Origin of the sequence: Pseudomonas sp. OVF7 (genome assembly GCF_030644265.1) — a bacterium.
In the GTDB taxonomy this organism is placed as follows: Bacteria; Pseudomonadota; Gammaproteobacteria; order Pseudomonadales; family Pseudomonadaceae; genus Aquipseudomonas; species Aquipseudomonas gorinensis.
Genome location: NZ_CP128996.1, coordinates 3,722,912 through 3,746,718, shown reverse-complemented (window position 1 = coordinate 3,746,718; position 23,807 = coordinate 3,722,912). Strand labels below are relative to the sequence as shown.

20 protein-coding genes and 1 pseudogene are annotated in these 23,807 nt (G+C 61.4%); 12 read left to right on the top strand and 9 right to left on the bottom strand.

Annotated elements, in window-relative coordinates; all coding sequences use genetic code 11:
• Positions 1–40: 40 nt before the first annotated feature.
• Positions 41–889 carry a transporter substrate-binding domain-containing protein gene (locus tag QU606_RS17175; RefSeq protein ID WP_024075081.1) on the bottom strand — a complete coding sequence of 283 codons (849 nt, stop codon included), beginning with the start codon at positions 887–889 and terminating at the stop codon, positions 41–43.
• A gap of 451 nt (positions 890–1,340) precedes the next feature.
• On the opposite strand from QU606_RS17175, the pseudogene QU606_RS17170 reads away from it, so the two are divergent.
• Positions 1,341–1,631: pseudogene (locus QU606_RS17170) on the top strand (thioredoxin family protein); the annotation flags it as partial.
• Between the two features lie 19 nt (positions 1,632–1,650).
• On the opposite strand, the gene QU606_RS17165 reads toward QU606_RS17170, so the two are convergent.
• The 3 genes from QU606_RS17165 to rpiB form a co-directional block, all read right to left on the bottom strand.
• Positions 1,651–3,219, bottom strand: a complete 1,569-nt coding sequence (locus QU606_RS17165; protein WP_069076371.1) for a TerC family protein — start codon at positions 3,217–3,219, stop codon at positions 1,651–1,653.
• Positions 3,220–3,493: 274 nt separating this feature from the next.
• Positions 3,494–4,474 (bottom strand): sugar-binding transcriptional regulator, encoded by a 981-nt coding sequence (locus QU606_RS17160; RefSeq protein WP_024075078.1) that lies wholly within the window; start codon positions 4,472–4,474, stop codon positions 3,494–3,496.
• Between the two features lie 63 nt (positions 4,475–4,537).
• A complete protein-coding gene (gene rpiB / locus QU606_RS17155) occupies positions 4,538–4,999 on the bottom strand; it encodes a ribose 5-phosphate isomerase B (RefSeq protein ID WP_016969738.1) in 462 nt (153 codons plus the stop codon).
• Between the two features lie 283 nt (positions 5,000–5,282).
• Here rpiB and QU606_RS17150 point away from each other — a divergent pair, with 283 nt between their 5' ends.
• The 7 genes from QU606_RS17150 to dhaL all read left to right on the top strand — a co-directional run bounded on the left by QU606_RS17150 (position 5,283) and on the right by dhaL (position 12,553).
• Complete coding sequence (locus QU606_RS17150) at positions 5,283–6,770, top strand: sugar ABC transporter ATP-binding protein (protein ID WP_304997238.1); 1,488 nt, start codon at positions 5,283–5,285, stop codon at positions 6,768–6,770.
• Positions 6,767–7,744 carry an ABC transporter permease gene (locus QU606_RS17145; protein WP_024075075.1) on the top strand — a complete coding sequence of 326 codons (978 nt, stop codon included), beginning with the start codon at positions 6,767–6,769 and terminating at the stop codon, positions 7,742–7,744. The genes QU606_RS17150 and QU606_RS17145 overlap by 4 nt, the downstream gene beginning before the upstream one ends.
• Positions 7,745–7,780: 36 nt before the next feature.
• Positions 7,781–8,788: a substrate-binding domain-containing protein gene (locus QU606_RS17140; protein WP_304997237.1), complete on the top strand. Its 1,008-nt coding sequence runs from the start codon at positions 7,781–7,783 to the stop codon at positions 8,786–8,788.
• Positions 8,789–8,937: 149 nt separating this feature from the next.
• A complete protein-coding gene (locus QU606_RS17135; protein WP_069076369.1) occupies positions 8,938–9,693 on the top strand; it encodes an SDR family oxidoreductase in 756 nt (251 codons plus the stop codon).
• A gap of 26 nt (positions 9,694–9,719) precedes the next feature.
• Entirely contained in the window at positions 9,720–10,835 is a 1,116-nt protein-coding gene (locus QU606_RS17130; RefSeq protein WP_024075072.1) for an alcohol dehydrogenase catalytic domain-containing protein, read from the top strand.
• A 65-nt stretch (positions 10,836–10,900) separates the two neighbouring features.
• On the top strand, positions 10,901–11,902 hold the full coding sequence (locus tag QU606_RS17125; protein ID WP_069076368.1) for a dihydroxyacetone kinase subunit DhaK: 1,002 nt from the start codon (positions 10,901–10,903) through the stop codon (positions 11,900–11,902).
• Between the two features lie 3 nt (positions 11,903–11,905).
• Entirely contained in the window at positions 11,906–12,553 is a 648-nt protein-coding gene (dhaL, locus tag QU606_RS17120; protein WP_024075070.1) for a dihydroxyacetone kinase subunit DhaL, read from the top strand.
• Here the strand turns inward: dhaL and QU606_RS17115 are convergent.
• Entirely contained in the window at positions 12,510–13,406 is an 897-nt protein-coding gene (locus tag QU606_RS17115) for a LysR family transcriptional regulator (RefSeq protein ID WP_069076367.1), read from the bottom strand. The two genes, dhaL and QU606_RS17115, sit on opposite strands and share 44 nt — an antisense overlap.
• A gap of 150 nt (positions 13,407–13,556) precedes the next feature.
• Between QU606_RS17115 and QU606_RS17110 the strand changes: the two genes are divergently transcribed.
• Positions 13,557–15,065, top strand: coding sequence for an MFS transporter (locus QU606_RS17110; protein WP_150293768.1), 1,509 nt, complete (start codon positions 13,557–13,559; stop codon positions 15,063–15,065).
• A 113-nt stretch (positions 15,066–15,178) separates the two neighbouring features.
• On the opposite strand, the gene sohB is transcribed toward QU606_RS17110, so the two are convergent.
• Positions 15,179–16,204, bottom strand: coding sequence for a protease SohB (sohB, locus tag QU606_RS17105; protein ID WP_024075067.1), 1,026 nt, complete (start codon positions 16,202–16,204; stop codon positions 15,179–15,181).
• A 195-nt stretch (positions 16,205–16,399) separates the two neighbouring features.
• On the opposite strand from sohB, the gene QU606_RS17100 reads away from it, so the two are divergent.
• Positions 16,400–17,110, top strand: a complete 711-nt coding sequence (locus QU606_RS17100; protein WP_024075066.1) for a histidine phosphatase family protein — start codon at positions 16,400–16,402, stop codon at positions 17,108–17,110.
• Between the two features lie 56 nt (positions 17,111–17,166).
• Entirely contained in the window at positions 17,167–17,481 is a 315-nt protein-coding gene (locus tag QU606_RS17095; RefSeq protein WP_024075065.1) for an SCP2 sterol-binding domain-containing protein, read from the top strand.
• 129 nt (positions 17,482–17,610) lie between these two features.
• Here the strand turns inward: QU606_RS17095 and QU606_RS17090 are convergent, their stop codons facing one another.
• Both QU606_RS17090 and QU606_RS17085 read right to left on the bottom strand, forming a co-directional pair.
• Complete coding sequence (locus QU606_RS17090; protein WP_193690554.1) at positions 17,611–20,247, bottom strand: glucosidase; 2,637 nt, start codon at positions 20,245–20,247, stop codon at positions 17,611–17,613.
• A 68-nt stretch (positions 20,248–20,315) separates the two neighbouring features.
• Positions 20,316–21,725 carry an OprD family outer membrane porin gene (locus QU606_RS17085; protein WP_069076364.1) on the bottom strand — a complete coding sequence of 470 codons (1,410 nt, stop codon included), beginning with the start codon at positions 21,723–21,725 and terminating at the stop codon, positions 20,316–20,318.
• A 289-nt stretch (positions 21,726–22,014) separates the two neighbouring features.
• Between QU606_RS17085 and QU606_RS17080 the strand changes: the two genes are divergently transcribed.
• Complete coding sequence (locus QU606_RS17080; RefSeq protein ID WP_304997236.1) at positions 22,015–23,391, top strand: VOC family protein; 1,377 nt, start codon at positions 22,015–22,017, stop codon at positions 23,389–23,391.
• Between the two features lie 168 nt (positions 23,392–23,559).
• Here QU606_RS17080 and QU606_RS17075 read toward each other — a convergent pair whose 3' ends face one another.
• Positions 23,560–23,784, bottom strand: a complete 225-nt coding sequence (locus tag QU606_RS17075; protein WP_069076362.1) for a YdcH family protein — start codon at positions 23,782–23,784, stop codon at positions 23,560–23,562.
• Between the last annotated feature and the right edge of the window lie 23 nt (positions 23,785–23,807).

Sequence of the window (23,807 nt, the reverse complement as noted above, 5' to 3'; positions counted from 1 at the left end):
CTGATGGGGGCGCCAGGCGCGGCGCCCCGGTTTTCACGAATCACTTGAACTCGACGGGGAAACCAATGGCAGGTTCTGGCAGGTCCACACCGAACCACTGCTTGAACGAAGCCTTGTAGGTGGGGAACTCCACACCGGTCATGGCTTCATGCAGCGCGGTGTTGACGAAGTTCAGCCAGTCCTGGTCGCCACGCTTGACCGCGCACGCATAGGTCTGCGGGCTCCAGGCATAGGCCGGGCTGCGATAGCGGCCAGGGTTCTGCACCATCAGGTATTTGACCGAAGACTGGTCGGTGGCGGCGGCATCGGCGCGACCGGAGTTCACGGCCTGGTACATCAGGTCGACGCTGTCGTACTGGTCGACCTTGGCCTTGGGCAGTGCCTGGTGCACCAGTTCTTCGGCGTAGACGTTTTGCAACACCGCCACGGTGACGCCATCGCCGGCGGCTTGCAGGTCTTCGATTTCCTTGTACTTGCTGTTGTTGGGCAGCAGCAGGCCCACGCCTTCGCGGTAGTACGGCAAGGTAAAGGCCACTTGCTGCGCGCGGCTGGCGGTGACGGTAATGAACTGGCAACTCATGTCGACCTTGTCGGTCAGCAGGTTGGGAATCCGGGCGTCGGACGACTGCACCACAAACTCGACCTTGCTCGGGTCGTTGAACAGCCCCTTGGCCACGATGCGGCCAATATCAATATCAAACCCCTGCAACTTGCCATCCGCTCCCTGGAAGTGCCACGGCGCATTGGTACTGCCTGTACCCACGATCAGGTGCCCACGCTTGAGCACGTTATCGAGCTTGCTGTCCGCCGCCTGCACGAGGCCTGCGAGGGATGCCGATGCGGCGAAAAGAAAAACACACGCTTTAAACACGGAAGGTCGGTGATGCATGACAAGCACTCCAGGAGTTGTGTATTCCGCTATACCGGAACTTAGTATGTAACAACGGAATAGACAGCAGAAAGTGTGCCACAGGCAGTAACGGAAAAATATGCGGGGAATAAATGGTTTATAAATCAGACGGATAAACAGCCTTCTGGCTAACGGCGTTACGCCAGCAGCTGAAATCAGCTTGCTACCCAGGGCCCCATCCGACCGCGACGGTCCCCTGCACATGCGCCACAACGGTGTTACCGCGCACCAACACCGGGCACGTTTCAATCATGGGAAAACCACCGCCCTGTGGCCAGCGTTGGCACATCACCGCCGACCAGGCGCTCAAATGGGGGGAGCGTGCGGACGACGCTTGCCCCCCTGGCTACCTGTGAAGGTTGACAGTAGACGACACTGATTCCTGGTCGTAGCGTTGGCAAAAACCCGCATCATCCAAAGGGAGGCCCTCATGGGGATTGCCACCGCAACCATCGCCAATGCCAAGGATTACCGGCGCGCGTTGAGCACCTCGCGCCCGGTATTCATGCTGTTTGTTTCCGATCACTGCCCAGCCTGTGCGTGCTCAGGGCCATTATTTGAGCTGATCGCTGGCAAGTACCGCTCCGTTGTCAGCCTGGTGCTCGATTGCGCCAAGACGCCGAGGCACCCCGACGTTACGGGCACCCCGACGCTGCTGATCTTCCTCAACGGCACGCTGATGGAAAAGTTCAAAGGCTTTGGCCCCGAAGACCAGCAAGCGCAGTTTCTCGAGGACACCTTCAAGCGCTATGCCCGTCGCAAGGGCGCAAGAGCACCTGCGTCACCCGCCGCTCCTCCACCGTCGCCACCGTCAGGCGCCAGCCCGCATGCTCCAGGCTATCGCCCACCATCGGCAGGCGGTCGAGCAGACTCATTACCAGACCGGCCAGGGTCTGGTAATCCTCGGTCGCCGCAGCATTGAAGCCGGTGCGCTGACGAATCTGGTTGAGGTTCAAGGCACCGTTGACGCAGAAGCCATCCCCCTGCGCGACGATGTCCGGCCCCTCGATTTCACTCGCGTCCGGCAATTCACCGGCGATGGATTCGAGGATGTCGGTCATGCTCAGCACCCCCATGAAGTCACCAAATTCGTTGATCACGAAGGCGATGTGGGTCGACTCCTGACGCATCTGCTCCAGGGCGTTGAGGATCGAAAAGCTCTCCAGCAGGTTGATCGCCCGGCGAGCCAGGTGCTCCAGGTTCGGCTCGTTGCCGGCCAGGTATTCCTTGAGCAATTCCTTCTTGTGCACAAAGCCTAAGGGCTCATCAACGGCACCGTCGCGGATCAACGGCAGCCGCGAATAGGACGAATGCATCAATTTCAGGCGAATCGTGTCGGGATCATCCGCCAAGTCGATAAAGTCGACCTTGGCCCGCGGCGTCATCAAGGTGCGGATCGGCCGTTCGGCCAACTGCAGCACACCACTGATCATCACGCGCTCGCGCCGATCAAACAACGGGCCCTGGCTGGCATCCGGTTCGCCCAGCAGGTCAGCCACGTCTTCGCCCACCTCCTCCACCGCCAGGCTGCGCCCGCCCAGCAAGCGCATCACCGCATGGGCCGTACGCTCACGCACCGGCAACGCACCCTGCGCCGACTTCTTGCGCCGGGCCCGGGCAATCTGGTTGAACACCTCGATCAGGATCGAAAAACCAATGGCCGCGTACAGGTAACCTTTGGGAATGTGGAAGCCCAGGCCTTCGGCGGTCAGGGCGAAACCGATCATCATCAAAAAGCCCAGGCACAGCATGATCACCGTCGGGTGCGCGTTGACGAAACGGGTCAACGGTTTGCTCGCGACGATCATCAAGCCGATGGAAATGATCACCGCGATCATCATCACCGCCAGCTCATCCACCATGCCGACTGCAGTGATCACCGCGTCGAGGGAGAACACCGCGTCGAGGACGACGATCTGCGCCACGATCGGCCAGAACATCGCATAGGCCACATTCCCCGTGCGCTGCGCCACATGCCCTTCCAGGCGCTCATGCAATTCCATGGTGGCCTTGAACAACAGGAACACACCACCAAACAGCATGATCAGGTCACGCCCGGAGAAGCTCTTGTCGAACACCTCAAACAGCGGCTGGGTGAGCGTCACCAGCCAGGAAATACTCGCCAGCAAGCCCAGGCGCATCAGTAGCGCCAAGGACAAACCGATCAACCGCGCACGGTCGCGCTGCTCCGGCGGCAGCTTGTCCGCCAGGATCGCGATAAACACCAGGTTGTCGATGCCCAGCACCAGTTCCAGCACAATCAAGGTCAACAGGCCGAGCCAGGCCGTTGGATCCGCTAACCATTCCATTTATTAAAGTCTCTATCTAGATGTCAGGATGCCGGGCACGGCAAAGCGCGGTCGGTGGACCGGAACACGGTTAGCAATCGAAATACGGGGTGCTTGAAAGGGAACAGCGGCAGCGGTTGTCTTGGGGAAAGACGACTGGGGGGCTCCGAGAGGGTGTTCATGCAAGTCCTGAAGTCACAAAAGGACTTGAATCCTACAATTGAAATACAAATTTCCCACAACACAAAACTATTACAAAACCTGTCCCCCCTCCCACATTTTGACCTGTGTTGAATCAGGACTTTCTGGTCGCATCATCCAACGCCAGGATGGTGTGGGCATTCGTCACCGTAGTCGCCAACGTATTGATCACCCCCGACCGCAACGCGCCCAGCGTCGCCGCCGCCTTGGTGTTCTCACTCGCGATCGCGACCACATCCGGAATCCGGAACAACTCCTGCACCGTCAACCCGATCACTCGCCCTTGAATGGCGTTGACCGCCGGCTGGCCATGAATATCGATAAAGTCATAGCCCATCATGTCGCCCACCGTACCGGACAACCGCGCCTGCGCGATCTCCTGGGGCGAGAACCAGCCCATGCGCACCATATTGCTGTTTTCGCTCATATCGCCGATGCCAATCAATGCAATATCGGCCCGCCGCGCTCGATCCAGGGTCGAGCGCACCGTGTCGTTATTGATCAGCACGCCGCGCAGTTCCGGGTTGGCCACCAGGGCCGGGGCATACAGACTTTCACTCTCGCCGCCAAAGCGCAGGGCCAGGCGCCGGCAGATATGGTCCGGGTTCATATATTCGCCAGCCTTGAGCGAACCGCCGATGGCGCAGACAAATGTGCAATTGCGCGTCACCGGTAAAAATACATTATCGGCCACCGCTCCCACGTTGCGCCCCATGCCCACGGCGACGATCATGCCGTCGCTCAGGGTTTTGTTCAGGTAATTGGCCACCAGGCTGGCAACCGCCGAGCGCTGGGTGTCGGGGTCGCTGTGGTCGACGGCGATCAAGGCCCGGTCGAGCTTGAAGCGTTCCACCAGCGCTCGCTCCAGCTCGCTGTTCATCGCCGGGTGCTGCAACACGCGCACCTCGACAATCCCTTCATCCCGCGCGCGCTTGAGCAAGCGACTGACTTTTGCGCGGGACAGGTCGAGGCGCTTGGCAATCGCCTCCTGAGTGACGTTCTCGAGGTAATAGAGCATCGCCACTTCGGTCATCTGATCGATATCGCTGGCAATGCGCTGGGTGCTGTCACTCATGGGGACGGGCTTCCGTTTCGGCGTCAAAGGCGCATTCTCCCGACTCTTGCCCCGTCACGTCCACTACTGATGCCCATCGCGCTCGATCGCATTGATGCGCTCGACCTTGGCCCCGGAACGTGCCGCTTCGAACTCCGACTCCAGGAACGACTTGACGATGCTTTTCGCCAGCTCGGCGCCGATCACCCGTGCGCCGATGGACAGGATCTGCGCATCGTTGCTCTTGCGTGCACGCTCGGCCGAATAGGTATCATGGGCCTGGGCCGCACGAATGCCCAACACCTTGTTGGCGGAAATCGCCATGCCGATCCCGGTACCGCACACCAGTACGCCCAGGCGCTGTTGCCCGGCATTGATCGCGGTGGCCACCGCCAGAGCGATGTCGGGGTACAGCACCGGCGCGGTGGAATGGGTGCCGAAGTCGGTCACCGGGTAACCCAGCGCTTCGATATGGCGCTTTAACAACTCCTTGAGCTCAAAACCCGCTTCATCGCATCCGATAGCCACCGGAAAAGGTGTGTTCATGGCGTCTGGCTCCGCTGCCGTGATCGTACCGATGACCGATCATATGATCAGCCAGTGAAATTTTGCTCAGTCATTTCTCTGACATCACACCCTTTCTGTCAAGCATGTTTTAACTGACCCGCCAGTCAAAGCCGCCTAAAAAGCCATTATTTGGGCTAAAGATGAGAATCAGCGCTTTTACATGAAAGATATTGACTGATCAGAATTTCATTTGATACACATATGATCACAGCGAAACATGACTGTGCGACCTAATAAGAATTCACAGCACGAGGACACGCCGATGGCTACGCCATTACTGCTCCAGGCTGAACACGTCGCCAAGGCTTACGCCGGGGTTCCCGCCCTGCGTGACGGGCGCCTCTCTCTGCGGGCCGGCAGCGTCCACGCCCTGTGCGGCGGTAATGGCGCAGGCAAGTCGACTTTCCTGAGCATCCTGATGGGCATCACCCCGCGCGACGCCGGCACCATCCTGCTCAATGGCACCCCGGTGCAGTTCAATCGCCCGAGTGAAGCCCTCGCGGCAGGGATCGCGATGATCACCCAGGAGCTGGAACCCATCCCCTACATGACCGTTGCCGAAAACATCTGGCTGGGCCGCGAACCGCGCCGTGCCGGCTGCATCGTCGACAGCAAGGCCCTGAACCGGCGCACCCGCGAACTGCTGGACAGCCTGGAATTCGACGTCGAGGCCACCAGCCCCATGCATCGCCTCAGCGTCGCGCAAATCCAATTGGTGGAAATCGCCAAGGCGTTCAGCCATGACTGCCAGGTGATGATCATGGACGAGCCCACCTCGGCCATCGGCGAGCGCGAAGCCGAAACCCTGTTCAAGGCGATCCGCCGCCTTACCGCGCGTGGCGCCGGCATCGTGTATGTGTCGCACCGGTTGAGCGAGCTGGCGCAGATCGCCGATGACTACAGCATCTTCCGCGACGGCGCCTTTGTCGAAAGTGGGCGCATGGCCGATATTGACCGACAGCACCTGGTACGCGGCATCGTCGGCCAGGAGCTGGTACGCATCGACCACAAGGTCGGCCGCGAATGTGCCGCCGACACCTGCCTGCAAGTCGACAACCTGAGCCGCGCCGGCGAATTCCATGACATCAGCCTGCAACTGCGCCAGGGTGAAATCCTCGGCATCTATGGCCTGATGGGGTCAGGGCGCAGCGAGTTCCTCAATTGCATCTATGGGCTGACGGTCGCCGATTCCGGCAGCGTCACCCTGCAAGGCAAGCCCCTGCCGATCGGGCTGCCCAAGGCGACGATCAACGCGGGCATGTCACTAGTCACCGAAGACCGCAAGGACAGCGGCCTGGTGCTCAGCTCCAGCATTCTTTCCAACATTGCACTGTCGGCCTACAAGCGCCTGTCGAGCTGGTCACTGATCAACGCACGCAAGGAAACCCAACTGGCCCAGGACATGGTCAAGCGCCTGCAGATCAAGACCACCTCCCTGGAACTGCCGGTGGCCTCCATGAGCGGCGGTAACCAGCAGAAGGTGGTGCTCGCCAAGTGCCTGTCGACCGAACCGGTGTGCCTGCTGTGCGACGAACCCACTCGCGGCATCGATGAAGGCGCCAAGCAGGAGATCTACCACCTGCTCGACCAGTTCGTGCGCGCCGGCGGCGCCGCCATCGTGGTGTCGTCGGAGGCCCCGGAACTGCTGCACCTGAGTGATCGCATCGCTGTATTCAAAGGCGGCCGGCTGGTGACCATCAGCACCGACACCGCCCTTTCCCAGGAAGCCTTGTTGAGTCTTGCCTCATGAATGCCAAAACCATAGCCGCCCCCATCACTGCCGCGCCACGCAGCCACCTGCGCCTGACCCTCGACCGCTTCGGCCTGCCGCTGGTGTTTATCCTGCTGTGCGTGGTGATGGCGTTTTCCAGCGAATACTTCATGACCTGGCGCAACTGGATGGACATCCTGCGCCAGACCTCCATCAACGGCATCCTTGCCGTGGGCATGACCTACGTGATCCTGACCAAGGGCATTGACCTGTCCGTGGGCTCGATCCTGGCGTTTGCCGGGCTGTGCAGCGCGATGGTCGCAACCCAAGGCTACGGCCTGCTGGCGGCGGTGAGCGCCGGGATGTTCGCCGGGGCGATGCTCGGCGTGGTGAATGGCTTCATGGTCGCCAACCTGTCGATCCCGCCGTTCGTGGCCACCCTCGGCATGCTCAGCGTGGCGCGAGGCATGACGTTCATCCTCAATGACGGCAGCCCGATCACCGACCTGCCCGACGCCTACCTCGCCCTGGGCATCGGCAAGATCGGCCCGATTGGCGTGCCGATCATCATCTTCGCGGTGGTCGCGCTGATCTTCTGGATGGTGCTGCGCTACACCACCTACGGCCGCTATGTGTACGCCGTGGGCGGCAATGAAAAGAGCGCGCGCACCTCCGGCATTGGCGTGCGCAAAGTGATGTTTTCGGTGTACGTGGTCTCGGGCCTGCTCGCCGGCCTGGCCGGCGTGGTGCTGTCGGCACGCACGACCTCTGCCCTGCCCCAGGCCGGGGTTTCCTATGAGCTGGACGCGATTGCCGCAGTGGTGATCGGTGGCACCAGCCTGTCCGGCGGCACTGGCAGCATTGTCGGCACGCTGTTCGGCGCGCTGTTGATCGGCGTGATCAACAACGGGCTCAACCTGCTCGGCGTGTCCTCGTATTACCAGCAGGTCGCCAAGGGCCTGATCATCGTGTTTGCAGTACTGATCGACGTGTGGCGCAAGAAAAAACGCTAGAGAACGAACCACTACAACAATAACGGAGTTCAACTCATGAAAATTGGTATGCCCTTCGCCGCGGTCGCGGCGCTCTCCCTGCTCGCCAGCAGTATCGCCCTGGCCGCCGATGGCAAGACCTACAAGGTCGGCGCTGCTGTCTACGGGCTCAAGGGCCAGTTCATGCAGAACTGGGTCCGCGAGCTCAAGGAGCACCCGGCCGTCAAGGATGGCACCGTGCAGTTGACCGTATTCGACGGCAACTACGATGCCCTGACCCAGAACAACCAGATCGAAAACATGGTGACCCAGCACTACGACGCCATCCTGTTCGTGCCGATCGACACCAAGGCCGGCGTCGGTACGGTGAAACAGGCCATGAGCAACGACGTAGTGGTCATCGCCTCCAATACGAAAGTAGCCGATGCCGCCGTCCCTTACGTGGGTAACGATGATGTGGAAGGCGGCCGCCTGCAGGCCCAGGCCATGGTCGACAAGCTCAACGGCAAGGGCAACGTGGTGATCATCCAGGGGCCGATTGGCCAGTCGGCGCAGATCGACCGGGAAAAAGGCGAGCTGGAAGTGCTGGGCAAACACCCCGACATCAAGATCATCGAGAAAAAGACCGCCAACTGGGACCGCGCCCAGGCCCTGGCACTGACTGAAGACTGGCTCAACGCTCACCCCAAAGGCATCAACGGCGTGATCGCGCAGAACGACGACATGGCCCTCGGCGCCGTACAGGCCCTGAAGTCCCATGGCTTGACCTCCAAGGACGTACCCGTCACCTCCATCGACGGCATGCCGGATGCGATCCAGGCCGCGAAGAAAGACGAAGTCACCACCTTCCTGCAGGACGCCCAGGCCCAGTCCCAAGGCGCCTTGGACGTGGCCCTGCGTGCGCTTGCCGGCAAGGACTACAAGCCGCAGTCGGTGATCTGGGAGCGCTATGCCAAGGACGTGAAATGGGGTGATGGCACCGCCAAGACCTACATCCTGCCGTGGGTGTCAGTGACTAACGCCAACGCCGATGCGCTGTACAAGCAAGTCAGCGGCGGCAAGTAGTTATTGACTTGAAATACTGTCAAATGTGGGAGGGGGCTTGCTCCCGATGGCGGTGTAACAGTGGTAGATCAGGTGACTGACACACCGCCATCGGGAGCAAGCCCCCTCCCACACGTTGATCTCCACCCTATTCAAAAATGGAGTCATGCATGTCTGGATTCTGGAACCAAGCCTTCGACCTCAGCGGCCGTTGCGCGGTGATCACCGGTGGTGCCGCCGGGATCGGCCTGGCCTGTGCCAACCTGCTGGTGGAGCGTGGTGCCCGCGTAGCATTGCTGGATCGCGACCCGGCGGTGGTCGACGTCGCCGCCAGCCTCGGTGCCGGGCACCTGGGCATTGCCGTCGACCTCAGCCGGATCGGCGAGGTGCAACACACCATCGACCAGGTCGTCGAACGCTTCCAGCGCCTGGACTACCTGATCAACAGCGCGGGTGTCGTCCTGCTGGACAAGGCTGTCGATGTCAGCGAAAGCGCCTGGGACACCACCCTGGACATCAACCTCAAGGCCAGCTTCTTCGTGGCCCAGGCCTGCGCCAGGCACATGCTCGCCCAAGGCCGCGGGCGTATCGTCAACCTCGCCTCCCAGGCCGCCGTAATCGGCCTGGATCGTCACGTCGCCTACTGCGCGAGCAAGGCAGCCATCGTCGGCATGACCAAGGTGCTGGCCATGGAATGGGCACCGCACATCTCCGTCAACGCCATCTCCCCCACCATCGTCGAGACCGCCCTGGGCAAGAAGGCGTGGGCCGGAGAAGTGGGTGAGCGGGCCAAATTGCAGATCCCGGCGGGCCGCTTTGCCCAGCCGGAAGAAATCGCCGGGCTGGCGTTGTACCTGCTCAGCGACGCCGCCCAGATGATCACCGGCGCGAACATGGTGATCGACGGCGGCTACAGCATTCAGTAATTCATTTTTTGTCGTGAGGTTTTGTCATGTCCACCGTCATCGAACGCACACCTGAACAACTCTCCCCGAGCATCCCGAAAACCATGCAGGCCGTGGTCTGCCATGGCCCGGAAGACTATCGCCTGGAAACGGTCGAGGTGCCCACCCCCGGCCCCGAGGAAATCCTCACCAAGGTCGAGCTGTGCGGTATTTGCATGGGCGACATCAAGACCTACCGCGGCGCACCGTCATTCTGGGGCGATGCCGAGCAACCGCGCTATGTGAAACCACCGATGATTCCCGGGCATGAGTTCGTCTGTCGCGTGGTCGCCCTCGGCCCCGGCGCAGAGAAACGCGGAGTGAAGGTCGGCGACCGGGTGATCTCCGAGCAGATCGTGCCGTGCTGGGGTTGCCGTTTCTGTAATCACGGCCAGTACTGGATGTGCCAGAAGCATGACCTGTATGGCTTCCAGAACAACGTGCAGGGGGCCATGGCCCAATACATGATCTTCACCAAGGAAGGCATCATCCATAAAGTGCCGGATTCGATAGCACCGGACGAAGCCATCCTGATCGAACCGCTGGCCTGCTCGCTGCATGCGGCCGAGCGCGCCAACGTGGATTTCGATGACGTGGTGGTGGTTGCCGGCGCCGGCACCCTGGGCCTGGGCATCATCGGCGCGGTGCGCATGCGCAACCCGAAAAAGCTGATCGTGCTGGACATGAAACCCGAACGCGCCGCCCTCGCCCTACGCATGGGCGCCGACGAAGTATGGAACCCCGCCGAGGTGGACGTGCTGGCGAAGATCCGCGAGATCACCGAGGGCTACGGCTGCGACATCTATATCGAGGCCACCGGTCATCACAAGGCCGTCAACCAGGGCCTGGCGATGCTGCGCAAACTCGGGCGCTTCGTTGAGTTCAGCGTGTTCAACGACGAGGCCACGGTGGATTGGTCGATTATTGGCGACCGCAAGGAACTCGATGTACTCGGCTCGCACCTGGGGCCGTATATGTACCCGAGGGCCATCGACTTTATCGGCAGCCGCAAGATCGACATGCGTGACGTGGTGACCCACACGTTCGCCCTGGCGGATTTCAAGGAGGCGTTTGCGGTGATGGAGCGTGGCGACAAGTCGCTCAAAGTTGTACTGCAACCTTAGGCACATCACACCTCCCACACTGAATGGCTGTGAATCCATAGAACAAGAACACAGGAACCCGCGTTATGAATCGAGTCATCAACGATCCAGACCAAGTGGTAGAGGACATGCTGCGCGGCATCCTCGTCGCGCACCCGCAGTTGCGTCAATACGAAACCAATCCACGGGTCATCGTCAAAGCCAGGCCTTCGGCGCAAGGCCGCGTCGGCATTGTCACGGGCGGCGGCTCGGGCCATGAGCCGGCCTTCCTCGGCTACGTCGGGCCCGGCCTGGTCGACGCCGTGGCTGTCGGTGAGATTTTTTCCTCACCGACCGCCAAAAGTTTCTTCGATGCCTTCCGCGCCGCCGACCACGGCGCGGGCGTGGCCTGCCTGTACGGTAACTATGCCGGCGACAACATGAACGTGAAGCTGGCGATGAAAATGGCCGCCAGCAAAGACATGCGCATCCGTACCGTGGTCGCCAACGACGACGTCGCCTCTGCGCCCAAGGCTGAGATTGCCAAGCGGCGCGGCGTGGCCGGGGAAATCTTCATGTGGAAGATCGGCGGGGCCGCAGCCGCCCAGCATTACGACCTGGACGGGGTGATCCGCGTCGCACAAAAAGCCGTCGACCATTGCCGCTCCATTGGCATCGGCCTCACGCCGTGCACCATTGCCGCCGTGGGCAAGCCGAACTTCCAGATCCCCGACGGCCAGATGGAACTGGGCATCGGCCATCACGGTGAGCCGGGCATCGAAGTGATCCCCATCGAATCCGCCGCCGCCATGGCCGAACGCATGCTCGCGCCGATCCTCGCCGACCGCGATTTCAGCCAGGACGACAGTGTGGTGGTGCTGGTCTCCGGTCTTGGCGCCACGCCGGTGATGGAGTTGTACATTTTCTACGCCGAGGTGGAACGCCAACTCACGGCCAAGGGCTTGAAGATCCACCGTTGCTACGTGGGCAACTACTTCACCTCCCTGGAAATGATGGGCGTGACCCTGACCCTGCTCGGCCTCGACGCCGAGCTGAAAACCCTGATCGACCAACCCTGCCGCTCCATCGGCATGACCCAGGCGGAGTGAACCATGAGCCAGCATTTTTCCACCCGCGATGGCAGCGCCATCGTCACCGACCTGGTCAGTGTGATCGTGGCCAACCGTGAATACCTCAGCGCAGTCGACGGCGCCATTGGCGATGGCGACCACGGCATCAATATGGCCAAGGGCTTTGCCCATTGCGGGCGCACGATCGAAGGTCGCCAACTGAGCCTGGCCGAAGCACTGGATGAATTGACCCTGAGCCTGATGGAAGGGATTGGCGGCTCCATGGGGCCCCTGTACGGCAGCCTGTTTATCGGCATGGCCGACGAAGTGCGCGGCTGTGAAGAGATTGACGCGGCCACCTTCGCCCACTTGCTGCGCGGCGGCCTGACCTCGTTGCAGGACATCACTGAAGCCGGCGTGGGCGACAAATGCCTGATGGACACCTTGATCCCGGCGGTCGAAGCGTTCGAGCAGGCGCATGCCGCGGGGTCGTCCTTCAACGATGCGCTCGAGGCAATGAAAGCCGCCGCGTCCCAAGGGCGCGATTCGACCAAGGACCTGGTGGCGAAGATCGGCCGCGCCAGTCGCTTGGGCGAGCGCTCACTGGGCGTGCTGGATGCCGGGGCGGTGTCGTGCTGCCTGATCCTTACGCGCCTGGCGGACTCGGTGCAGCCGCGACTGAGTGCTTGACCTGCTGGACATACCGCGCCACCGCCGGCGCCTGCTCAAAGCGCCGGTGAATCAATGACAGCCACGACGACGCATCACTGCCCTGGATGCTGCGGTACACCACGCCCGGCAAACTCACATGCCCCATCACCGATGTCGGCACCACCGCGACACCCTGGCCCAACGACACTAACGCCAACACCGCAACCAACCCACCGGGCTGTGGCCCCAGGCGCGGCGCGTAGCCGCCTTGCGCCGCCACTTGCAAGGTGCCGCTGATCTGCTCCGGCAGGATAAACGTCTCGTTTTGCAGGTGTTCGCAGCCGATGGCCTTGAGCCCCAGCAGCCAGGAAGCCTGGGGCAGCGCCAACACAAAGCCCTCACTGTCCAGGCGCACCGCCTCGACCCCTTCGGGCAGGGGCATCGGCGAGCGGATATAGCCAATGTCATAGCGTCCATCGGCCACCGCACTTGGCAAGGTGGCCATGGGGCATTCGCGCACATTCACGCTCACATCGGGAAACGTTTGGCTGAATGCCTGCATTTGCCGCTGCAATAACCCCGAATACACCGCCGAAGCGACGTAACCCAACTCGAGGTGGCCGATCTCCCCACGCCCGGCACGCTGGGCGTTGCGCTGGGCAAATTCGAACTGGCGCACGGTGGCTTCGGCCTCGCCCAGCAAGGCGGAACCGGCCTCGGTCAGGCTCACTTCGCGCTGCCGGCGAATGAACAGGCGCGTGCCCAGGCTGGTTTCCATGTCCTGGATCTGCCGGCTCAACGTCGGTGGCGCGATGCCCAGTTGCTCGGCGGCGCGGGTGAAATTGCGCTGCCGGGCAACCGCCAGGAAGTAGCGAAAGTGGCGTATTTCCATCACAGGATTAGCTCAAAGGTAACAAAGTGCTCCACAACGGCTAACAAGACCATTGCGTGGCGCAGATAAGCTTGCAGCAGATCAACACTAGAGAGACCTTGCGATGCCCGTCAACTGCTATTTCCATATTACCCGTAAGGTAATTTCATTATGAAACCGGCCAGCCAGCGCCTCACGTTACTGACCGCCTCTGGCGTCTGTTCGCTGATCGTGCTCGACACCAATATCGTCGCCGTGACCCTGCCGAGCATCGCCCGTGACCTGGGGGCGAACTTTGCCGATATCGAGTGGGTGGTCAGCGCCTATATGCTGGCTTTCGCCGCCCTGTTGTTGCCGGCAGGCAGCGTTGCCGACCGTTTCGGGCGCAAGAAAACCCTGGTCTGGGGCCTGGGCATTTTCATCCTGGCCTCCCTCGGCTGCGGCGCCGCACCCAATGCGCTGTTCCTCGATATCGCCCGCGCACTGAAAGGCGTCGGCGCGGCGCTGTTGCTGACCTCGGCCCTGGCGTCCATCGGCCACACGTTCCACGATGAAGGAGAACGCGCCAGGGCCTGGGCGTTCTGGGGGGCTTGCATGGGCGTGGCGATGACCGCCGCGCCGACCCTCGGCGGGCTGATCACCGAGTACTTGGGCTGGCGCTGGATCTTCTACCTGAACCTGCCCGTGGGCCTGGGGCTGATGGCCTTGGTGCTGCGTGCCATCCCGGAATCTCGCGACACCCAGTCGGCACGGCTCGACCCATGGGGCAGCCTGGCCTTCAGTGCCAGCCTGCTGTGCTTGATCTGGGGTTTGATCGAGGCCAACCGCATCGGCTGGGACAATCCGCTGACCTTTGCGCGCCTGAGCGCTGGCGCACTGTTGCTGGGCGTGTTTGTGTGGGTCGAGCGCGTGCAGCGGCGGCCGATGGTCGACCTGCAACTGCTGCGTCACCCGCGCTTTATTGGCGCCTTGCTGGGCATGTTCGCCTATGCCGGCTGCGCCCAGGTGATGATGACGCTGCTACCGTTTTACCTGCAAAACGGCCTGGGGTTCTCCGCCATTGCCTCGGGCCTGGGCATGTTGCCATTTGCCCTGACCATGCTGATTTGCCCACGCATCGGTGCGCGCCTGGCAGGCCGCTTTGCGCCGGCGACGATGATGGCGGCCGGCTTGACGCTGGTCGGCAGCGGCAACCTGTTGAGCGCGTGGGCGGTGAATGTGGGCGGCTACCTGCCCTTCGCCCTGGCCATTGCGGTCACCGGCGCGGGAGCAGGGTTCCTCAATGGCGACACACAGAAAAACATCATGGCCTGCGTACCGAGGGATCGCGCGGGGATGGCCTCGGGCATGAGCACCACCATGCGGTTCAGCGCGATCATGCTGGCGATCGGCGTGTACGGGGCGCTGTTGAACAGCCATAGCGAACAGTTGTTGCGCGCCAGCCTCGACGCACAGTGGCAAGGCCAGGCAGCCGACATTGCTTCACGGGTGGTGGCCGGGGATATGTCAGCGGCGTTGGGCCGGTTGCCGGAGGCGGCACGGGCGGCGGTGCAACCGCTGGCGCGGCAGGCGTTTGTGGGTGGGTTCAGCAAGGTGTTGTGGGTGGCAGGGTTATTGGGGCTGCTCGGGGCGCTGGTGGTAGGAAGGTTGATGCGCAAGCCGATACCCACACCGAACTGAATGTGGGAGGGGCTTGCCGCCGATGAGGGTGTGTCAGTAAATGCAACTGTGACTGAACCACCGCCATCGGGGGCAAGCCCCCTCCCACAGGTATTACCTATCCCCTAAGAGGCTTACCAGAACCGTTGTTGGGTCAGGCGGTTCCACCAGGTCAGCAGCACACGGTCCACCGAGCCGCTGGCGGCCAGGCCGACGCGTTCTTGCAGGCTCTTGCGCTCGGCGTAGTGCAAGTGGAACACCTCGGCCGTCTTGGCCTTGGTCGCCAGGTATTCGTCGCTGGTTTGCAGCTCGTCGACCAGTTGCTTGTCGAGCGCTGCAACACCCAGCCACACCTCTCCGGTCGCCACTTCATCAATCGCCAGTTGCGGGCGATAGCGCGACACGAAGTTCTTGAACAACTGATGGGTGATGTCCAGGTCTTCCTGGAACTTCTCGCGGCCCTTCTCGGTGTTTTCGCCAAACACGGTGAGGGTGCGCTTGTATTCGCCGGCGGTCAGTACTTCAAAGTCTATGTCGTGCTTTTTCAGCAGGCGGTTGACGTTGGGCAACTGCGCCACCACACCGATGGAGCCAAGGATGGCAAAGGGGGCGCTGATGATCTTCTCGCCGATGCACGCCATCATGTAGCCGCCGCTGGCCGCGACCTTGTCGATGCACACGGTCAACGGCACGCCCGCCTGGCGAATCCGCGCCAGTTGCGACGACGCCAGGCCGTAGCTGTGTACCATGCCGCCGCCGCTTTCCAGGCGCAGTACCACTTCGTCCTTGGGCGTGGCCAGGCTCAGCAATGCGGTGATTTCATGGCGCAGGCTCTCGGTGGCCGAGGCCTTGATGTCGCCGTCGAAATCCAGCACGAATACCCGTGGCTTGGCCTCAGGGGCCTTCTTGCCCTTCTTCTTTTCGGCTTTGCTTTCGGACTTGCGCAGGGCTTTGAGCTGGTCCTTGTCGAGCAGGGTCGACTCCAGGCGCTCACGCAACCCCTTGTAGAAATCATTCAGTTTGCTGACGTGCAACTGGCCGGCGGACTTGCGACGGCCTTTGCTGCGCAGTGCCGCGAAGCTGATCAGTACCACCAGGATCGCGACCACCAGGGTGACGGTCTTCGCCAGAAAGCTTGCGTATTCAGCCAGAAAATCCATGTGTCTCCTTAAAAATGCACTGCGCCAGGCGCTGATTGCCCAAGCATACCGACGGGACCGCCGGGGAGCCAGTGCTCAAACCGCCAGCAGCGCGGTGCTCTAACGCACTTTTAAAACAAGCGTATGTTTTTTCATTGACAGCTCGAAGCCATCCTCATAACCTCGCCAGACTTTCAACGTACCGGGAAAACGGACGTGGGCAGCATCTATCTGATTCGACATGGCCAAGCCTCCTTCGGTGCAGACGACTATGACGTGCTGTCGCCCGTCGGCGTGGAGCAGGCGCAAGTACTCGGTCGCCACCTGGCAGACATGGGCCTGGTGTTCGACCGCTGCATAGCCGGCGACCTGCGCCGCCAACAGCACACGGCCACTGCTGCCTTCGATCAATACAGCACCCTCGGCCTGCCTGTCCCTGCTGTGGAAACCGACAGCGCCTTCAACGAATTCGACGCCGACGCGATCATCCGTGCCCTGCTCCCCGACCTGCTCGGCAGCGAACCCGACGCCCTGGAAATCCTGCGCAACGCCGCACAGAACCGCAGCGAGTTCCAACGCATCTTCGCCCTGATCATCGAGCGCTGGCTGGCCGGCACCTATGACACGCCGGGGCTGGAAAGCTGGTTGGGCTTCGTGGAGCGCGTCCAGGGAGGCCTGCAACGCATTCTTGAAGCCGCGGACAACACGCAGAAGATCGCCGTGTTCACCTCCGGCGGCACCATCACCGCCCTGCTCCACCTGATTACCCGGATGCCTGCCGCCCAGGCGTTCGAACTGAACTGGCAAATTGTTAACACCTCGCTCAACCAGCTGAAATTCCGCGGGCGCGAGGTGGCACTGGCTTCCTTCAACAGTCATACCCACTTGCAACTGTTGAAGGCGCCGCAGCTCATCACCTTCCGATGAGTTGTGGCCCACCGTGACCCCAAGGTCACTGGACTCTACCCTAAAGGATCGAAACCATGACTGAAGTAGCTAAAGCCGTAGAAGCAATGAAAGCCAAATTCAACCCAGACGCCGCCAACGGCCTGGACCTGGTATTCGGTTTCCGTATCGACGACACCCAGAACTTCTCGCTGGTGGTGAAGAACAACACCTGCGAACTGCTGGAAGGCGAAAACCCTGAGGCCCAAGTGACCCTGGTCATGGACGGAGAAACCATGAAAGGCATCGTCGACGGCTCCACCGACGGCATGCAGGCCTTCATGAGCGGCAAGCTGCGTACCGAAGGCGACATGATGCTGGCCATGAAGCTGAGCGAGCTGTTCCCTTCCTGATTCACGGGCAATCTTGAATCCCTGTGGGAGGGGGCTTGCTCCCGATAGCGGTTTGTCAGTCGCCTCTCAGTTGACTGTCACACCGCTATCGGGGGCAAGCCCTCTCCCACATTGGGTCTGCGGTGGTATTTAGTTCCTGGGTTGCAGCAGTAGCGCCACCAACGCACTCCACCCCGTCTGATGGGACGCGCCCAACCCACGCCCGGTTTCGCCATGGAAATACTCATGGAACAACACCAGGTCACGGCTGGCCGGGTCCGCCTCCAGCTGCGCGTACCCGACCATCGAGGGCCGCGAACCGTTTTCGTCACGCAGAAACAAGCGCGTCAGCCGCTGGCTGAGGCTGTCGGCGACGTCCTCCAGGGATGACAGGTAACCACTGCCCGTCGGGTACTCCACCGAGAAGTTATCCGCGTAGTACCGATGAAATTCGCGCAGCGATTCGATCAGCATGTAGTTCACCGGCATCCACAACGGCCCGCGCCAGTTGGAGTTGCCGCCATACAAGCGTGAATCGGATTCCCCCGCCTGGTAACGGGCGCACAGCGTGTTGCCATTCATCTTCAATGCCAGGGGTTGTTCGGCGAACGCCTTGGACAAGGAGCGCACGCCAAACGGCGAGAGAAATTCATCGTCATCCAGCATGCGCCGCAGCAGGTCCTTGGTACGCTCACCGCGCAGCAACGCCAGCAACAGCCGATTGCCCTGCCCCGGTTCATTCCAGCGCGACACCAGCTTGGCCAGGTCCGGCCGATGGCGCATGAAACCCAGCAAGCGCTCGCGCAAGCCTTCGAGGCCTTCGTGCTCACGCTGCTCCAGCACCAGCACGGCGAACAACGGCATCAGGCCAACGATGGAGCGCAGGCGCACCGGTTCGTTCTGGCCGTCGGGGCGGTGCAGCACGTCGTAGAAGAACAGGTCCTGCTCATCCCACAGGCCCTCGGCGCTGTCATCGACACGGTTGATGGCACCGGCGATATACAGGAAGTGCTCGAAAAATTTCACCGCGATGTCTACGTACACCCCATTGCGCTTGGCCAGCTCCAGCGCGATCCGCATCAGGTCCAGCGCATAGGCAGCCACCCATGCCGTACCATCGGCCTGGTCCAGCTGGTAACCCGGCGGCAGCGTGGCCGAGCGATCGAACAAGGCGATATTGTCCAACCCCAGGAACCCACCCTGGAACAGGTTGCGCCCCTCGGCATCCTTGCGGTTGACCCACCAGGAAAAATTCAACAGCAGCTTGTGGAAGATCCGTTCCAGGAAGTCCATGTCACCGACGCCGCTCAGTGCCTTGTCCTGCTGATACACGCGCCAGCTGGCCCAGGCATGCACGGGTGGGTTGGCATCATCAAAGCGCCATTCGTAGGCCGGCAACTGGCCGTTGGGGTGCATGAAGCGGTCCTTCACCAGCAACAACAACTGCTGCTTGGCATACCCCGGATCGATCAACGCGATGGCCACTGCCTGAAAGCCCTGGTCCCAGGAGGCGTACCACGGGTATTCCCAGGTGTCGGGCATGGAGAGGATGTCGAAGTTGGACAGGTGCCGCCAATGGGTATTGCGGATATGCAGGCGCTCGGGCGGCGGCGCGGGTTGGGCCGGGTCGCCGTCGAGCCATTGGTTCACGTCGAAATAGTACAGCTGCTTGGACCACAGCAACCCGGCCAGGGCCTGGCGCTGCACGTTGCGCGCGTCTTCATCGGTAATGCCACATTGCAAGGCGGCATAGAAGTCGTCGGCCTCCTGACGCCGCAGCTCGAACAGCTTGCGGGCGTTGACCTCGGGCGCATCCGTGGGCGCAAAACGCAGGTAGAGGGTCTGGCTTTCCAGCCCTGCCAGTTCGAGGATGAAACGCGCGGCCACCTTGGTGCCCGAGTCGCGGCGGATCGCTGATTGCACAGCATTCACGACGTAATCATTGATGCCGTCCTTGAATGGCCCCGCCGCCGATTGTCCGTCCAGCTTGGAAACGTTGGTCTCGTTCTCACAAAACACCCATTCGACGCCATCCCGGCCCCAGGCACTGAGATGCCGGTCATCCAGCTCATGATGGCGGGCCAGCACACGGTCACCGTCCAGCGTCAACCTTGGCTTGGGCGCACCCAAGGTCCAGCTCCAGTCATTGCGTGCCCATACCTGCGGCAGCACGTGCAGGCGTGTCGGTTGGTCGCAGCGGTTGTGCACGGTGACGCGCATGAAAATGTCGTCGGGCTGGTGCTTGGCGTATTCGACGCTGATGTCGCAATAGTGGTTGTCTTCAAACACGCCGGTATCGAGGATTTCATACTCGGCATCGCCCAACCCGCGCCGCGCGTTTTCGGCGATCAGGTCGGCATAGGGAAAGGCAGCATGGGGGTATTTGTAGAGCATGCGCATATAGGCATGGCTCGGTACGCCGTCGACGAAAAAGTACAGTTCCTTGACGTCTTCACCGTGGTTGCCCTCGGCGTTGTTCAGGCCGAACAGCCGCTCCTTGAGGATGGCGTCGTGCTCGTTCCACAGCGCCAGGCCCAGGCACCAGCGTTGCGCCCTGTCACTGAAACCGGCCAGGCCATCCTCGCCCCACCGGTAGGCGCGGCTGCGGGCATGTTCATGGGGGAAGTAGGCCCAGGCGTCGCCGTCTGCGCTGTAGTCTTCGCGCACCGTGCCCCATTGGCGTTCGCTCAGGTAAGGGCCCCACTCGCGCCAACGCTCGGCATCCTGTGTCGCCAGGCGCTGGCCTTCAATCGTTTCAAGTATCCGGGTGTCGGGTGTCGCCGTCATTGGGTCCTCCATCGCCTGCCAGGTGCACAGCAGTGTAGAACCCAACGACGTGCGGGGCACATGAAGACTTAGAAGATGGCGTACGTGTAGTTGAAGATCAGGCGGGTTTGGTCCTGGTCGGCGGTGCCGGTGTTCTTGCCGTGATAGGTACCGGTACGCAAGGTGGTACCGAAGCCTTTCAGAGGACCCTCCTGTACGACGTAGTCCAGACGGAAGTCGGCTTCGTTTTCTTTCTGGTCAGGGCCACCGGCAACCTTCGACTTGATATCCGAACCGTCCAGGTAAGCCACGGACGCTCGCAAGCCGGGCACGTAGGCCTTGAAGTCATACGAGTACTGGCCAAAGTTGACCTGCTCGCCCGCACGGGAGAACTGGCCAACCACCGCATCGGTAAACAGATAGAAGTCGCTGCCACCGGCACCTTGCGCCTGTGGGTCGGCAAGGCTGCCCTGGTTGACCCACACAAAGCCGCCGTCATCACCCACACCAATGTGCCCAAGCATCAGGCTGCTGCCGCCCAATTGATAGGTGAACGCCGCACTGTAGGTCTTGTTGTCCACTTCGCCGGCGTGCCTGGCGTAGCCGCCGTTGTTGTTGAACTGATAGCCGGTCTCGCCGTTCTTGCCGTCGCTGGAGCTGTCGAAGTAGCGCAGGTCGGTCTTGAACGACTGGTCATTGCCCAAGGGCAGCACGTGGACCAGGCCGACGTAGTTCTGTTTGTAGAAGTCTTGCAGTTGGGCGTAGTAGTACTGAAGCGTCAGGTTTTTTGCGATGACGTTATCGGACGAACCAAACGGTTTGTAGTCCACACCACCGAATTTGAAACTGTCACTGTCGCGTGTCCCACCGGCCACGCTCAGGCCCGTGGAGTTGCTGGAAGCGCGGCCTTCGACGCGGTTCAGCTCACCACCGGTGAAGGTCACGTTGGGAATGTCGTTCGAGGTCAGGATGCCACCGTCAAAGGTTTGCGGGGCAACGCGGCTGTCGTTCGACACCAGGATAGGCAGGATCGGCGCCAAGCCACCACCGACGTGCAACTCGGTCTGGGAGATACGGAATTTCACGTTACCCGCGGCACGACCGAATGAGTCGGCAGGCTCGGTGCCGTTGTTCTTGGTCGGGAAGAAGCTGTTGCCGTTACCCGACAGGCCGGCGCCCGCAGTGTGGCCGTCGCCACCGTCCAGGCGCAGGGCGCCGAAGGCCATGACGTCAAAACCCACACCAACGGTGCCCTGGGTGAAACCGGATTTGTAGTCAAAGCGCAGCGCTGTCGCGGCTTCGCGCAGATCGTTGTTGGTCCCCGAGCGGTTATCCGCGCTGTAGTACATGGTCCGCGAACTGACGGACGCATGGCTGTCTTCGAGAAAGCCGCTATGACCATTGCCGGTTCCCAGGGAACCGAGTCCAAAATCATCGGCGTATGCCTGTTGTGCAAGAACGGCGGCGGTGATCGACAGCGCCAGTGTAGAAATTTTCATTAACTGCGGCCCCTAAATGTTTTTTTATATGTGCGATGTGCGAAATGACGTTTTCATCCTTACAAACGTGACGATTCTTTCACGCCGGCCGGGGCGGACTCCGTGAAGAATTAGTTAGGAAAAACCCTGGAAAATGAAATTTATCCGTTGTTGATTTTTGTCATATTCACGTCATCTCATTCATTTGCAGAATGAAGTCCAGAGGAATCTTCGTTTGCAAGCGCGCCTGCCGCTCAACAAAATCCAGGCAAAGGCCACCCTCATCGCCATAGCCATCAGGAATTTTTCTATGCACACCACCGCACATGTCAGCCCCGACGAGATCCGCAAGGGCTTTTCCAAGGCCATGTCCGATATGTACCGAGATGAAGTTCCGCTGTACGGCGCGCTGATGACGCTGGTGGCCGAGATCAACGCCCGCGTGCTCGACAGCGACCCGGGCCTGGCGCAGCAATTGCAGCGCACCGGGGAAATCCAGCGCCTGGACATGGAGCGCCACGGTGCCATCCGCCTGGGCACCGCCGCGGAACTGGCCACCATCAGCCGCCTGTTCGCGGTGATGGGCATGCAGCCGGTGGGCTACTACGACCTGACCTCGGCCGGCGTGCCGGTACACTCCACCGCGTTTCGCGCGGTGCATGAAAGTGCGCTGCAAACCAGCCCGTTCCGCGTGTTCACCTCGCTGCTGCGCCTGGAGCTGATCGAAAATCCCGACCTGCGCGCCTTCGCTAAAAGCGCCCTGGCCAAGCGTTCGATCTTCACCCCCGCGGCCCTCGCCCTGATCGAGCAAGCGGAACGGAACGGTGGCCTCGGCGCAGCGGATGCCGACGCATTCATCCGCGAGGCCCTGGAAACCTTCCGCTGGCACCACACCGCCACCGTGACCGCCGCTCAGTACCGGCAACTCAGCGACCAGCACCGCCTGATCGCCGACGTGGTGGCGTTCAAGGGCCCGCACATCAACCACCTGACCCCGCGCACCCTGGACATCGACCAGGTCCAGGCCGCCATGCCTGGCAAGGGCATTACCCCCAAGGCAGTGATCGAAGGCCCGCCGCGCCGCCGCTGCCCGATCCTGCTGCGCCAGACCAGCTTCAAGGCCCTCGATGAAGCCATCGCGTTCACCGACGCCCAAGGCAGCCACAGCGCGCGTTTCGGTGAAATTGAACAACGCGGCGTCGCGCTGACGCCCAAAGGTCGCGCCCTGTACGACCAACTGCTGAACGCTGCCCGCGATGAACTCGGCGCGTTCCCGAACGAGTCCAACGCCGAGCGTTATGTGCAATTGATGGAGCAGCACTTCCAGGCCTTCCCCGATGACCACACGCAGATGCGCGAGCAAGGCCTCGCGTACTTCCGCTACTTCGTCACCGACAAGGGCCTGGCGGCACGCGGCCAGGCCGACCAGCCGCGCACGCTGGAAGCATTGGCCAGCGCCGGTCACGTGGCGGTAGAGCCGTTGGTATATGAAGATTTTCTGCCAGTGAGTGCGGCGGGGATCTTTCAATCAAACCTGGGGGATGCGGCGCAGAGTCACTACGCGGCTAATTCGAACCAGGCTGAATTCGAGAAGGCACTGGGGCGCCAGACGATTGATGAGTTGAAGTTGTATGAGGAGACGCAGCAGCGTTCGATGGATGCCTGCACCCAGGCACTACTGGCATGAAATTAAGCGCCCACCCGGCCCATCAGCGCAATCCTCGCGCCGCAACGGTCCCCAGAGCCGGGAGGGCGAGGGCATCATAGGTAGCGGGGATTGGGATGTCTTTCAGTCAATTCTGAAAAAATGTGCAAGGGAGCGACTGGCTCGCTCCCTCATTGAACGGATCGCCCGTTACTTCAGCAAATCCTTGATCTCATCTTTAACCAACAAGCGTCTTTCCTTCAGCTTCTTTATCTCGTCATCGCTGCCGGCTGCCTTTTCAGCGCTCACCACCAATTCGTCAACATTGTTGTATTTATCAAACAGCGCGTTCAAACGGGCGTTTTGTGCCCGGCGCCCGTCGACTTCGTCCTTGCTCAACCCCAAGTCCTGATACAGGTCGTGTTTCACTGGCATGGCCTACCTCCGCAAGTTGATCA

Excerpts from the sequence above, each read along its gene's own strand:
- QU606_RS17175 (WP_024075081.1), bottom strand. The coding sequence starts at position 889 with ATGCATCACCGACCTTCCGTGTTTAAAGCGTGTGTTTTTCTTTTCGCC.
- QU606_RS17165 (WP_069076371.1), bottom strand. The coding sequence starts at position 3,219 with ATGGAATGGTTAGCGGATCCAACGGCCTGGCTCGGCCTGTTGACCTTG.
- QU606_RS17160 (WP_024075078.1), bottom strand. The coding sequence starts at position 4,474 with ATGAGTGACAGCACCCAGCGCATTGCCAGCGATATCGATCAGATGACC.
- rpiB (WP_016969738.1), bottom strand. The coding sequence starts at position 4,999 with ATGAACACACCTTTTCCGGTGGCTATCGGATGCGATGAAGCGGGTTTT.
- QU606_RS17150 (WP_304997238.1), top strand. The coding sequence starts at position 5,283 with ATGGCTACGCCATTACTGCTCCAGGCTGAACACGTCGCCAAGGCTTAC.
- QU606_RS17145 (WP_024075075.1), top strand. The coding sequence starts at position 6,767 with ATGAATGCCAAAACCATAGCCGCCCCCATCACTGCCGCGCCACGCAGC.
- QU606_RS17140 (WP_304997237.1), top strand. The coding sequence starts at position 7,781 with ATGAAAATTGGTATGCCCTTCGCCGCGGTCGCGGCGCTCTCCCTGCTC.
- QU606_RS17135 (WP_069076369.1), top strand. The coding sequence starts at position 8,938 with ATGTCTGGATTCTGGAACCAAGCCTTCGACCTCAGCGGCCGTTGCGCG.
- QU606_RS17130 (WP_024075072.1), top strand. The coding sequence starts at position 9,720 with ATGTCCACCGTCATCGAACGCACACCTGAACAACTCTCCCCGAGCATC.
- QU606_RS17125 (WP_069076368.1), top strand. The coding sequence starts at position 10,901 with ATGAATCGAGTCATCAACGATCCAGACCAAGTGGTAGAGGACATGCTG.
- dhaL (WP_024075070.1), top strand. The coding sequence starts at position 11,906 with ATGAGCCAGCATTTTTCCACCCGCGATGGCAGCGCCATCGTCACCGAC.
- QU606_RS17115 (WP_069076367.1), bottom strand. The coding sequence starts at position 13,406 with ATGGAAATACGCCACTTTCGCTACTTCCTGGCGGTTGCCCGGCAGCGC.
- QU606_RS17110 (WP_150293768.1), top strand. The coding sequence starts at position 13,557 with ATGAAACCGGCCAGCCAGCGCCTCACGTTACTGACCGCCTCTGGCGTC.
- sohB (WP_024075067.1), bottom strand. The coding sequence starts at position 16,204 with ATGGATTTTCTGGCTGAATACGCAAGCTTTCTGGCGAAGACCGTCACC.
- QU606_RS17095 (WP_024075065.1), top strand. The coding sequence starts at position 17,167 with ATGACTGAAGTAGCTAAAGCCGTAGAAGCAATGAAAGCCAAATTCAAC.
- QU606_RS17090 (WP_193690554.1), bottom strand. The coding sequence starts at position 20,247 with ATGACGGCGACACCCGACACCCGGATACTTGAAACGATTGAAGGCCAG.
- QU606_RS17085 (WP_069076364.1), bottom strand. The coding sequence starts at position 21,725 with ATGAAAATTTCTACACTGGCGCTGTCGATCACCGCCGCCGTTCTTGCA.
- QU606_RS17080 (WP_304997236.1), top strand. The coding sequence starts at position 22,015 with ATGCACACCACCGCACATGTCAGCCCCGACGAGATCCGCAAGGGCTTT.
- QU606_RS17075 (WP_069076362.1), bottom strand. The coding sequence starts at position 23,784 with ATGCCAGTGAAACACGACCTGTATCAGGACTTGGGGTTGAGCAAGGAC.